12 protein-coding genes are annotated in these 11,444 nt (G+C 70.4%); 11 read left to right on the forward strand and 1 reads right to left on the reverse strand.

Annotated elements, in window-relative coordinates; all coding sequences use genetic code 11:
- Positions 1-20 precede the first annotated feature (20 nt).
- The 10 genes from KUM40_RS27415 to KUM40_RS27460 all read left to right on the forward strand — a co-directional run bounded on the left by KUM40_RS27415 (position 21) and on the right by KUM40_RS27460 (position 8,452).
- Positions 21-818, forward strand: coding sequence for a helix-turn-helix transcriptional regulator (locus KUM40_RS27415; protein ID WP_308401245.1), 798 nt, complete (start codon positions 21-23; stop codon positions 816-818).
- Positions 811-996 (forward strand): DUF397 domain-containing protein, encoded by a 186-nt coding sequence (locus tag KUM40_RS27420; RefSeq protein ID WP_217168872.1) that lies wholly within the window; start codon positions 811-813, stop codon positions 994-996. The genes KUM40_RS27415 and KUM40_RS27420 overlap by 8 nt, the downstream gene beginning before the upstream one ends.
- A 284-nt stretch (positions 997-1,280) precedes the next feature.
- On the forward strand, positions 1,281-2,318 hold the full coding sequence (locus KUM40_RS27425; protein WP_217168873.1) for a hypothetical protein: 1,038 nt from the start codon (positions 1,281-1,283) through the stop codon (positions 2,316-2,318).
- Between the two features lie 23 nt (positions 2,319-2,341).
- Positions 2,342-2,617: a hypothetical protein gene (locus tag KUM40_RS27430; protein ID WP_217168874.1), complete on the forward strand. Its 276-nt coding sequence runs from the start codon at positions 2,342-2,344 to the stop codon at positions 2,615-2,617.
- Positions 2,614-3,003, forward strand: coding sequence for a twitching motility protein PilT (locus tag KUM40_RS27435; RefSeq protein ID WP_217168875.1), 390 nt, complete (start codon positions 2,614-2,616; stop codon positions 3,001-3,003). The genes KUM40_RS27430 and KUM40_RS27435 overlap by 4 nt, the downstream gene beginning before the upstream one ends.
- A 50-nt stretch (positions 3,004-3,053) precedes the next feature.
- A complete protein-coding gene (locus KUM40_RS27440) occupies positions 3,054-3,632 on the forward strand; it encodes a Uma2 family endonuclease (protein ID WP_217168876.1) in 579 nt (192 codons plus the stop codon).
- Between the two features lie 203 nt (positions 3,633-3,835).
- Positions 3,836-5,113, forward strand: a complete 1,278-nt coding sequence (locus tag KUM40_RS27445; RefSeq protein WP_217168877.1) for an aspartate kinase — start codon at positions 3,836-3,838, stop codon at positions 5,111-5,113.
- Entirely contained in the window at positions 5,113-6,198 is a 1,086-nt protein-coding gene (locus tag KUM40_RS27450; protein WP_217168878.1) for an aspartate-semialdehyde dehydrogenase, read from the forward strand. Before KUM40_RS27445 ends, KUM40_RS27450 begins: the two co-directional genes overlap by 1 nt.
- A gap of 485 nt (positions 6,199-6,683) precedes the next feature.
- Positions 6,684-7,256: a SigE family RNA polymerase sigma factor gene (locus KUM40_RS27455; RefSeq protein ID WP_217168885.1), complete on the forward strand. Its 573-nt coding sequence runs from the start codon at positions 6,684-6,686 to the stop codon at positions 7,254-7,256.
- Positions 7,253-8,452 (forward strand): hypothetical protein, encoded by a 1,200-nt coding sequence (locus KUM40_RS27460; RefSeq protein ID WP_254395749.1) that lies wholly within the window; start codon positions 7,253-7,255, stop codon positions 8,450-8,452. The genes KUM40_RS27455 and KUM40_RS27460 overlap by 4 nt, the downstream gene beginning before the upstream one ends.
- A gap of 37 nt (positions 8,453-8,489) precedes the next feature.
- On the opposite strand, the gene KUM40_RS27465 is transcribed toward KUM40_RS27460, so the two are convergent.
- Positions 8,490-9,329: an SURF1 family protein gene (locus tag KUM40_RS27465; protein WP_308401246.1), complete on the reverse strand. Its 840-nt coding sequence runs from the start codon at positions 9,327-9,329 to the stop codon at positions 8,490-8,492.
- A gap of 143 nt (positions 9,330-9,472) precedes the next feature.
- On the opposite strand from KUM40_RS27465, the gene KUM40_RS27470 reads away from it, so the two are divergent.
- Entirely contained in the window at positions 9,473-11,350 is a 1,878-nt protein-coding gene (locus KUM40_RS27470) for a prolyl oligopeptidase family serine peptidase (RefSeq protein WP_374227430.1), read from the forward strand.
- The last annotated feature ends 94 nt before the right edge of the window (positions 11,351-11,444 follow it).

Here is an 11,444-nt window from a genome sequence, read left to right on the forward strand (position 1 = left end):
ATCCATCGGAGGTGCGTGCTGTGTCCCAGTCGCCTGTCATGTGGCGCTTCAGCGGCAACCAGATGAAGCGATGGCGGACCAAGGCCAACATCAGTCGTGAGCAGTTGGCGGCTGCCGCGAACTACTCCCCGGACACGATCAAGGCCATGGAGCAGGGGGCGCGTATGCCGACGCCCCAAGTCCTTGATGCGGCCGACGAATTGTGCCGCGCGGAAGGGTTGCTGAGTGCAGCGAAGGACTACCTGAGCAGGGAGAAGTACCCGGCAAGGGCTCAGGAGTTCATGGAGCGCGAGAAGGAGGCGATCAGCCGGTGGTCGTACGAGGCCACGCTGGTTTCTGGCCTGTTGCAGACGGAGACGTACGCGCGGACTCTGATCGAGAACCGCTACCCGCCCCTGGATGAGGAGGTCGTGGAGCAGCGGATCGACGCCCGTCTGGAGCGCCAGACGATTTTCGCCAGGCGCAAGCCGCCGGTCGGGTTGAGCTTCGTCCTCTACGAGGCGGTACTGCGCAGCCCGCTGGTGGACGCCGAGCAACTACGCCGCCTGCTGGAAGTGTCGCGGCTGCGGAATGTTGCGTTGCAGGTGCTCCCGTTCGAGTGTGGCGTCCCTGCGGCCCTACTGGGGCCGATGGTGCTGCTCGAAACGCGGGCGCATGAGCGCTTCGCCTTCACCGAGGGTCCGTTCGCCAGTGAACTCTCGGCTGATCCCGGGGTTGTCAGCCGTGTGACCGAGCGACTTAGCATGATCCGCACGCAGGCTCTCAGCCCTGCTGAGTCGACCCGTTTCATCGAACGGATGGTGGACCGTGATGAGTGACCGGCTGAACTGGTGCAAGTCGAGCTACAGCGACGACGAGGGCGGCGACTGCGTTGAGGTCGCCCTCGCCCCCACCATCCACATCCGTGACTCCAAGACGGCGCCGGCGGGCCCTCAAATCCACGTCTCGGCCCCCGCCTGGTCGGCGTTCGTCGTCGCAGTTCAGCCCGGAGCTTGAGCCCCGGGACCCGAGCTCTTCCCTTGGGTTTTCTGGTCTGGTTGAAATACCCAACCAACCAAGTCTGAACGTGAGTTAATGCGTCGTACCTCGTACGGGTGACGTTGCGTGATCAGCTTGCGTCGGTGCGTGAAGCCGCCCTAGGTTCGCGGCAAACGACCGAAAAAAGTCGGCCCCGGCGGTGCGCCAACACCCAACCGGGACCTAGCCGACGCATCGAAGACAGAGGTTCGACCGTGGCTTGCGCCAACACTAGTCCCGCCCTGCCGTCCCCGTCCCACCCCATGGCCAATCCGGGCTACGGAAAACGCCTCGCAGGTGACGAAGCCCCGCACGCGGACCCGGACTTCGCACATCTGCTCCCGCGTGACGCCGAGGTCGCCGTCTTCATCGACCATCTCGACAGCGGCCACGCGATGGGCCACAAGGTGCTCGCGGCGGAACACCCGCGCTACGGCCAGCAGTCGACGCGCTCGTCACTGACCCGCATCACCGAAGCCGGCCACCTGCGCTGGATCAAGGAACACATCACCGTCGAGGACAACACCATGCGGTGGGTCACGCGGACGTACTGGTCGCGTACTCGCAGGTCGGCGGAGTGGTGGGCGGAGTTCGCGCGGGAGCGGCACGGCAAGGACGTGACCCGGGACCACCAGCCCGGCCTGGCCCGGATCGAAGAGGCGCTCGCCGCCGCCGTACCCGATGCCGCCGAACCTGAGCGCGAGCCGGAACCCGAGCCCGACCCCGAGCCGGACAGCGCCGCGTACCGCGCGCTCAGTGCCCTGCGTACCGCCGAGCCGCGCATGGCGCTCACCGAGGGCGACTGCCGCTCGCTCGAACCGCTGGCCGAGGAGTGGCTGTCGCGCGGCGCGGCGCCGAAGGACATCACCCGAGCCCTCGCCGAAGGGCTCCCACCCACTGTCAGCAACCCGGGCGGACTCGCCCGCCGACGACTGGAGTCGAAGATGCCTCCGCAGCAGCGCGAACCGCGCGCCAAGGTGACCCGCGTGATCATGGCCTGTGCCACCTGTGACCAGGACGAACGCACGGTGAAGATCGACCGGGGCATCTGCGAGGACTGCCGCAGGGAGAACGAGGCGAACCCGATGTCCGACGAGGACGTGATCAAGGAGGTCGAGGAGATCGCCTTTCTCGGCACCGCGTCGGCGTACCACCTCAAGAAGAAGCTGGAGCGCGCCACGGGCGGCCCCGTGCCCGACACGTTCCGCCCCGTGCCCATCGAGGACAGGGTCGGCTACCACTACCGCGACAACCGCGACCGCATCGCGAACGGCCTGCCGCCACGGCGCTGGAAGCCGTAGGGCATCTGGATTACATTCGTAATATGGCAGAGAAGGTGAAGTTCAGCGTGAGCATCGACGCCGAGCTCGGAACGGCACTGCGGCAGTTCGCCGCCGCCGAGGACGAGCAGATCTCGGCCGTGATCAGCCGAGCCCTGGAGCAGTACCTGGACGAGCGCCGCGTCATCCGCGCCGGGCTGCGGGCGATGGCGGACTACGAGGCGGAGTACGGCCCCTTCTCGGAGCAGGAGATGGCCGAGGCCGACGCCCGGGTGGCCGCCCTCTTCGAGCGACCCGGTGAGGAGCGGCGCACCGTATGAGTCACGTGGTCTACGACAGCGGCGCCCTCATCGCCGCCGCGAAGAACGACCGGCGCTTCCTCGGCCGCCACAAGGCGCTGCTGTTGCGCGGAGTCATCCCGTTGGTTCCGGCCGGCGTACTGGCGCAGTGCTGGGACGGACGCGCCTCGGCGGCCATGCTGCACTGGACGCTGGGCGGCTGCCGGGTGACCCCGTTGACGGAGGCCGGAGCGAAGGCCGCGGCCGCGCTCTGCCAGGAGAACAAGACCTCCGACGTCATCGACGCCACCGTCGTCCTCGCCTCCCTCGCCTACGACGACGCCCCGATCCTCACCGACGACCTGGGCGACATCCGAGCACTGGCCGCCTGCGCGGGCCGGGAACGCATTCACGTGGAGCGCCCGTGAGCGTGCAGGAGGCGCCGGTCGGGGCACCATGGTGTCGAGGAGGCGACGCCATGACCCCCAGGACCGAGCACCGGCCGCAGATGTCCGTCGAGGAGTTCGAGGAGTTGGAACGCCATGCCCCGGAATTGGTGCGGCTGGAGTTCATCAGGGGAAGGGTCGAGGTCAAGCCCATGCCGGACGGCAACCACAGCGAGATCGTCGCCTGGCTGCAGAGGCTCTGCATGCAGCACCGTCCCGATCTCTGGCTGCACGCGGAGCGTGGCCTCAAGACGGAGAGCTACCGCAAGGGACGGGCGCGGGCGGACGGGGTGCTGGTTCCCAAAGGCGCTTTCAAGGGACACGGTGAGTGGTCGGCGCCCGACAGCGCCCTGATGGCCGTGGAAGTGACCTCGTGGGACTCCGATGCCGCGCAACGGGACCGCGTGGACAAGCCCGACGGGTACGCGGCCGCAGGGATCCCGGTCTACCTCCTCGTCGACCGGGACAACTGCTCCGTCGTCGTGTTCAACCAGCCGGACAACGGTCGCTACCAGCATGAGGAGAAGCTGCCCTTCGGCGCCCCCGTGCACCTCCCCGCCCCCGTCGACATCACTCTCGACACCGAGCCCCTCAAAGACCTGGCGGACTGAGCCCTCTCAGTTGTGAACGTGTGACACAGGGCACTTTCCCGAGTGACCCGCGTCCCTCTGGGCATGAGCCACCCCGAACAGTGGGCGGCCCGGAGTCTCACCATGCGGTACCGCAGGGGCGAAACCCGGACGCTCGGTAAAATGAGCCGACCGCAGTACATATACGTACGTGCGGAAAGAGACGGATTGAGCGAGGAGCGCACGTGGGCCTTGTCGTGCAGAAGTACGGAGGTTCCTCCGTAGCCGATGCCGAGGGCATCAAGCGCGTCGCCAAGCGGATCGTGGAAGCGAAGAAGAACGGCAACCAGGTGGTCGCCGTCGTTTCCGCGATGGGCGACACGACGGACGAGCTGATCGATCTCGCCGAGCAGGTTTCCCCGATCCCTGCCGGGCGTGAACTCGACATGCTGCTGACCGCCGGAGAGCGTATCTCCATGGCGTTGCTGGCCATGGCGATCAAAAACCTGGGTCACGAGGCCCAGTCGTTCACCGGCAGCCAGGCCGGAGTCATCACCGACTCGGTCCACAACAAGGCGCGGATCATCGACGTCACACCGGGCCGCATCAAGACCTCGGTGGACGAGGGCAACGTCGCCATCGTGGCCGGCTTCCAGGGCGTCAGCCAGGACAGCAAGGACATCACCACGCTGGGGCGGGGCGGGTCCGACACCACGGCCGTCGCGCTCGCCGCCGCGCTCGACGCGGACGTCTGCGAGATCTACACTGACGTCGACGGCGTGTTCACCGCCGACCCGCGCGTGGTGTCGAAGGCGAAGAAGATCGACTGGATCTCCTTCGAGGACATGCTGGAGCTCGCTGCCTCCGGCTCCAAGGTGCTGCTCCACCGTTGCGTGGAGTACGCCCGCCGGTACAACATCCCGATCCACGTGCGGTCCAGCTTCAGCGGACTGCAGGGCACGTGGGTCAGCAGCGAGCCGATCAAGCAAGGGGAAAAGCACGTGGAGCAGGCCCTCATCTCCGGAGTCGCGCACGACACCTCCGAGGCCAAGGTCACGGTTGTCGGTGTGCCCGACAAGCCGGGCGAGGCGGCCGGGATCTTCCGCGCCATCGCCGACGCCCAGGTCAACATCGACATGGTCGTGCAGAACGTGTCCGCCGCCACCACGGGCCTGACGGACATCTCCTTCACGCTCCCCAAGAGCGAGGGCCGCAAGGCCATCGACGCGCTGGAGAAGAGCCGGTCGGCCATCGGCTTCGACTCGCTGCGCTACGACGACCAGATCGGCAAGATCTCGCTGGTCGGCGCGGGGATGAAGAGCAACCCGGGCGTCACCGCCGACTTCTTCACCGCACTCTCCGACGCCGGTGTGAACATCGAGCTGATCTCGACCTCCGAGATCCGTATCTCGGTCGTCACCCGCAAGGACGCCGTGAACGAGGCCGTGCGCGCCGTGCACACCGCCTTCGGGCTCGACTCCGACAGCGACGAGGCAGTCGTCTACGGGGGCACCGGGCGCTGATGTCCGGCACGGGAGGCACCGGGCGGGACGGGCGTACCGGGCGGCCCACGCTCGCCGTCGTGGGAGCGACCGGCGCCGTCGGCTCGGTCATGCTCCAGATCCTGTCCCAGCACGCCGACGTCTGGGGCGACATCCGCCTGATCGCCTCACCGCGCTCGGCCGGCCGCAAGCTGGCCGTGCGCGGCGAGGAGGTCGAGGTGGTGGCGCTCACCGAGGAGGCCTTCGACGGGGTCGACGTCGCGATGTTCGACGTACCCGACGAGGTCGCCGCGCAGTGGGCGCCGGTCGCCGCCGCCAAGGGCGTGGTGGTCGTCGACAACTCCGGCGCGTTCCGGATGGACCCGGACGTGCCGCTGGTCGTGCCCGAGGTCAATCCGCACGCGGTGCGGATGCGGCCGCGCGGGATCGTCGCCAACCCGAACTGCACGACACTGTCCATGATCGTGGCGCTGGGCGCGCTGCACGCCGAGTTCGGGCTGCGCGAGCTGGTGGTCTCCTCGTACCAGGCGGTGAGCGGGGCCGGGCAGGACGGCGTGGACACGCTGCGCCGGCAGCTCTCCCTGGTGGCCGGCACCGAGCTGGGGACCCACCCCGGTGACGTACGGCGGGCCGTCGGCGACGACACCGGGCCGTTCCCGGAGCCGGTCGCGCTGAACGTCGTACCGTGGGCCGGTTCGCTGCGCGACGACGGCTGGTCGTCGGAGGAGATGAAGGTGCGGGACGAGTCCCGCAAGATCCTCGGGCTGCCGCGGCTGCCGGTCGCCGTGACGTGCGTACGGGTCCCCGTGGTCACCACGCACTCGCTGACCGTGCACGCCCGCTTCGAGAGCGAGGTCGGCGTCGACGGGGCCCGGGAGATCCTGGCCACCGCGCCGGGCGTCGTCCTCTTCGACAACCCGGCCGCGGGGGAGTTCCCGACCCCCGCCGACGTGGTCGGCACCGACCCGACCTGGGTGGGCCGGGTGCGCCGGGCCCTGGACGACCCCACGGCGCTCGAACTCTTCGTGTGCGGGGACAACCTGCGCAAGGGCGCGGCGCTGAACACCGCGCAGATCGCGGAGCTGGTGGCGGCCGAGTTCGGGTGAAAGGCGGATCGGCGGGGTAAAACGCCCTGCCCGCTGTGGGTTTCATTTGTAGGATCCATGGACGAGATGTGATCCAGAAGTTGGTCCGTACTACTTGTACCGGACACCCGTGCCGTCAGAGGATTTCCTCCCCGCCCTCCGCAACCACGCGGACGGCGGGGAGCGTCTTTGCGGTCACCCATTCAGGGCGCGGGGACGCGTGGGTCGGCGTGGGGACGCCGAGGACGAGCGTGGGGACGCCCGTTCACATGGGACATAGGGGAAGAGCGGACGATGAGGGCCTATGACGCACTGTCAGCCGGACGGCTGCCCGACGGACACCGGAACGTGACGCCCGGCACGTACAACCCTCTTGGGGGTGGGCGTGTCCAACAGGCGTGGCAGAGGTACTCGATTTCACCGCAGCGACGCGCGGCCTCGCCGTGCGGCCGCCCGTCCCTCCCGTCCGGTCCGTCCGTCCCCGTGTGGCCGGTCCGGCCGGTGGCATGCCGGTGATCGCGCCGATGCCCGCAGCACGGCCGGCCGGCCTGCCCAACCAGCGCGACGGCGCGGAGGACGTGGCGGCGGGTACCACCGTCGACCACCTCACCGAGACCTACCGGGCGCACTACCGCTCGCTGCTCGGCCTCGCCGCGCTCCTCCTCGACGACACGGCCTCCTGCGAGGACGTGGTCCAGGAGGCCTTCATCCGCGTCCACTCGGCGCGCAAACGCGTCCGTGACCCGCAGAAGACCCTGGCGTACCTGCGTCAGACCGTCGTCAATCTCTCGCGCTCGGCGCTGCGCCGCCGCATCCTCGGCCTCAAGCTCCTCTCCAAGCCCATGCCCGACATGGCCAGCGCGGAGGAGGGCGCCTACGACCAACTGGAGCGCGACTCCCTGATCAAGGCGATGAAGGGGCTCCAGCGCCGTCAGCGCGAGGTCCTGGTGCTTCGCTACTTCGCCGACATGACGGAGGCACAGGTCGCCGAGACGCTCGGCATATCCCTGGGCTCGGTCAAGGCGTACGGATCGCGCGGGATCGCGGCGCTCAGGGTGGCCATGGAGGCACCGGTATGAGCGACGGCAACGACGCGCGGCCGGACGCCCACGAGGGGCACGAGCCGGCCGGAACGGACGGGCCTCCCGCCGGGACGGACGGGCAGGAGCAGCAGAAGCACACGGACGCGCACACGCACACGCACGCTGGGAACGGAACTGTGAACCACGGCCCCGCCGAACAGGGCCCCGCCGAACAGGGCCCCGGCACCGACGAGCCGGACCTGCGCATGTTGATGCACCAGGCGGTCCGGGAGATGGAGCCGGGCGACGGCACCCTGGAGCACCTGCGGCGCGCGGTACCCGCCCGGCGGGCCCGCAAGCGCCAGGCCGTCGTCGGGGCGGCCGCCGCCGCGCTCTTCATCGGCACGGCGGTCCCGGCCCTCGTGCACGTCTCCAACTCCACCGGCGCGGGCGCAGACCCGTCCGTCGCGGGCAACGCCTCGCAGGCACAGGGCGGTGCCTCCCAGGGCAAGGACCCGGCCGGCGGCAAGAGCGGCATCGCCGGTTCCGGGGGCACGGACGAGGACACGGGCAAGGCCGACCCCAAGGAGACGCCCGGCGACAAGGAGAGCGGCGCCGCGACGGGCTCGGCCCCGGGCACCGAGCCCACCGCCAGCAGCCCCGCCGACATCCCCGCGTGTGCGCCGGGCTCGCTCGGCCCGGCCGTCGCGAGCAGCGCCGCCCCCGACTCCACGGGCGTGGTGTACGGCTCCTTCCGCGTCACCAACGTCTCCTCGGACGGCTGTACCGTCACGGGCCCCGGCAACGTGGTCACCGCCTCGCTGGGCGCGGCGGACGCGTCCAGGATCGGCACCGCACGGCACGCCGCAGGGGACGCCGCGGCCGGACTGCCCGACCCGTCGCTGGAGACCGCCTCGCTGACCCTGGCGCCGGGCTCCGCGTACGAGGTGCAGTTCGCCTGGGTGCCCTCGGAAACCTGTCCCACCACCGGCGGCACCACGGACGGCGGCACCGGCGGGCCCACGGCCGATCCCTCGCCCACCGGTGACACGAACGCCGCGGGCGGCACCTCGGCGGGCGGCGGCGAGGCCGGGCCCACGGCCCAGCTCATCAGCGAGGACGGCCCGGCCGAGGGCAGCGTGTCGGTGACGTACACCCCGCAGGGCGGCGGCTCGGGATCGGCGACGGCCACGGTGTCCAACGCGTGTGCGGGGACCGTGTACTGGACGGGTGTGCTGGCCGGTACGGAGTAGCGCTTCCCTTCCCGCGCGGCACCCGCCGGAGCGCCGGTCAGGAAGTCAGCCCGGCCGCGGCCCTGTCCCCGCTCTCCTCGTCGTCCCCGGTCGCCTTGTCTTCACCGGTCTTCTCGTCCTCGGTGACCAGGCCCAGCTCCGCGTCCCGGGCGATTTCGGCCTCGCGGCGCAGCAGGCGGAACCACATGAAGATCACGAAGCCCACGAAGGCGAACCACTCGGCGGTGTAGCCGAGGTTCTGGAAGGCCTTCAGGTCGAGACCCGTGTTCTGCGGCGCGCTCACGGGCACGGCCCGCATCCCGGAATCGCCCTCGTTCAGCGTGACCCAGGCGTCGTACACGTCGTACGGCACGAGGTTCAGCAGGGTCGCCGCGCTGATCGCGCCGGTCTGCCCGTCCGGCCACCCGGAGCGGGCGCTGACGCCGTTCGAGCCAGGGGACTCGGCGGCCTGGAGCGCACCGGTGACGGTGACCTCGCCGGTGGGCGGGGCCGGGGCCTTCGCCGGGTCGGGGGTGCCGGGCAGCCAGCCGCGTACGACCGGCAGGGCCTCACCGGCGTCGGTGCGCAGCAGCGTGAGGACGTAGTAGCCCTCCCGGTCGTCCAGCTTCCGCTCCGGGACGAGTAGCTGGTCCTCGTACCGGCCGGTCGCGGTGGTCTGCTTGCCGACCGTCGCCTTGTCCACGGGCAGCAGCTCGGCCAGCGGGCTCGCCGCTTCCCGGGCGGCCGACTCCTGCTGCGTGGAGGCGGTCTCGTGGTCCTGCACCCGGTCCTCGAAGCGGCCCAGTTGCCAGGAACCCATGAAGACGCAGAAGGGGATGGCCAGGATGACGAAGACGTTGATCCCCCACCATCGGGGCGTCAGCAGAAACCGGTACACGCCCTCCACGGTACGGTGCGCGCCCGCGCGACTCTGCCGCGGGGCTGTGGAAATCGCGTGCGGGGAGGGCTGGGCGGACGAGGTTGTCCACAGGCTGGGGATCTCTTCTGCGCGTTGTCGCCGGGTCGGGGCAGTATGGGGCCATGACTGAGAGCAACGGGTCCGTTCCGCAGGACGTGAACGTAAACGTGGACGTGGACGAGCGGCAGACGCAGGGCGGGCGGCAGCCGCGGGGCGAGCGGATGCCCGACTGGGAGAAGCGGTTCCGGGCGCCGAGGGTGTCGCTGCCCGACTGGGCCGAGGACGCCCCGGACCGCTCCCTGTTCGTGTCGAACGCGACGGGGACGTACGAGCTGTACGCCTGGGACCGGTCGTCCGGCGAGCAGCGCCAGGTCACGGACCGGCCCAACGGCACGACGGACGGCGTGCTCGCCCCGGCGGGCGACTGGATCTGGTGGTTCGACGACAAGGACGGCGACGAGTTCGGCGTCTGGCGCCGCCAGCCCTTCGCGGGCGGCGCGGACCAGGCCGCGGTGCCCGGCCTCGACCCCTCCTACTCAGCGGGCCTCGTCCTCGGCCGCGACGGGCGTACGGCGGTGATCGGCCGTTCCACGGACGAGGACGGTACGACGATCCACCTCGCGCGCGGGGACAGCGGCGCCCCGGCGGAGATCTACCGGCACCGCGAGTCCGCGGGCGTCGGCGACCTCTCCCACGACGGCACGCTGATCGCGATCGAGCACACCGAGCACGGCGACGCCATGCACTCGGCGCTGCGCGTCCTGCGCCCCGACGGCACCACGGTCGCCGAGCTGGACGACACCAAGGGCGGCGAGGAGGAGCTGGGCCTGGAGGTCCTGGGCTTCGCGCCGGTCGACGGCGACACCCGCCTGCTCATCGGCCACCAGCGCCGGGGCCGCTGGGAGCCCCTGGTGTGGGACGTGGCGACGGGCGAGCAGACCGACCTCGCCCTGGAGCTGCCCGGCGACGTGAGCGCCGAGTGGTACCCGGACGGCAGCGGCCTGCTGATCGTGCACGGCTTCGAGGCCCGCAGCGAGCTGTTCCGCTACGACTTCGCCGAGCGCGGGCTGACGGAGCTGGAGACGCCCCCGGGCACCGTCTCCGGGGCGACGGCCCGCCCCGACGGCACCGTGGAGTACCTGTGGTCCTCGGCCGCCGAGCCGTCGACCGTCCGCTCCACCGCCGGCCGGGTCGTCCTGGACCCGCCCGGCATGAAGTCGCCCCGCTCGGTCCCGGTGGAGGACGTGTGGGTTCAGGGGCCGGGCGGCCGCGTCCACGCCCTGGTCCAGAAGCCGGCCGGCGCCACCGGCCCGTTCCCGACGGTCTTCGACATCCACGGCGGCCCGACCTGGCACGACAGCGACGCCTTCGCCGCCGGCCCGGCCGCCTGGGTCGACCACGGGTACGCGGTGGTCCGCGTGAACTACCGGGGCTCCACCGGGTACGGCCGCGCGTGGACCGACGCCCTCAAGCACCGGGTGGGCCTCATCGAGCTGGAGGACATCGCGGCGGTGCGGGAATGGGCGGTCACGTCGGGCCTGGCGGACCCCGAGCGGCTGATCCTCACCGGCGGCTCCTGGGGCGGCTACCTCACCCTCCTCGGCATCGGCATCCAGCCCGAGGCGTGGACGCTGGGCATCGCCGCCGTGCCGGTCGCCGACTACGTCACCGCGTACCACGACGAGATGGAGGGCCTCAAAGCCCTGGACCGCACCCTGCTGGGCGGCACCCCGGAGGAGGTCCCGGAACGCTTCGAGGCGTCCTCCCCGCTGACCTACGTCGACGCGGTCAAGGCCCCGGTGTACATCTCCGCCGGGGTCAACGACCCACGCTGCCCCATCCGCCAGGTCGAGAACTACGTCAAACGCCTGGACACCAGGGGCGCCGTCCACGAGGTCTACCGCTACGACGCGGGCCACGGCTCCCTCGTCGTCGACGAACGCATCAAGCAGGTGAGCCTGGAACTCGACTTCGCGAGGAGGCACCTGCCGAACGACTAGCTGTACTGCCCAGGGACGTTGGTCAACCTGGTGACGGGTGGTTTGCCGCCGGTTGCGGTGTGGGGGCGGTGGTGATTGTAGTGATGGAGCCAGG

Origin of the sequence: Streptomyces sp. AC512_CC834, from assembly GCF_019049325.1 — a bacterium.
GTDB lineage: Bacteria > Actinomycetota > Actinomycetes > Streptomycetales > Streptomycetaceae > Streptomyces.

Bases quoted from the DNA above. Each gene is read 5' to 3' on its own strand.
- KUM40_RS27420 (WP_217168872.1), top strand. From the start codon at position 811: ATGAGTGACCGGCTGAACTGGTGCAAGTCGAGCTACAGCGACGACGAG.
- KUM40_RS27425 (WP_217168873.1), top strand. From the start codon at position 1,281: ATGGCCAATCCGGGCTACGGAAAACGCCTCGCAGGTGACGAAGCCCCG.
- KUM40_RS27430 (WP_217168874.1), top strand. From the start codon at position 2,342: ATGGCAGAGAAGGTGAAGTTCAGCGTGAGCATCGACGCCGAGCTCGGA.
- KUM40_RS27435 (WP_217168875.1), top strand. From the start codon at position 2,614: ATGAGTCACGTGGTCTACGACAGCGGCGCCCTCATCGCCGCCGCGAAG.
- KUM40_RS27440 (WP_217168876.1), top strand. From the start codon at position 3,054: ATGACCCCCAGGACCGAGCACCGGCCGCAGATGTCCGTCGAGGAGTTC.
- KUM40_RS27450 (WP_217168878.1), top strand. From the start codon at position 5,113: ATGTCCGGCACGGGAGGCACCGGGCGGGACGGGCGTACCGGGCGGCCC.
- KUM40_RS27455 (WP_217168885.1), top strand. From the start codon at position 6,684: ATGCCGGTGATCGCGCCGATGCCCGCAGCACGGCCGGCCGGCCTGCCC.
- KUM40_RS27460 (WP_254395749.1), top strand. From the start codon at position 7,253: ATGAGCGACGGCAACGACGCGCGGCCGGACGCCCACGAGGGGCACGAG.
- KUM40_RS27470 (WP_374227430.1), top strand. From the start codon at position 9,473: ATGACTGAGAGCAACGGGTCCGTTCCGCAGGACGTGAACGTAAACGTG.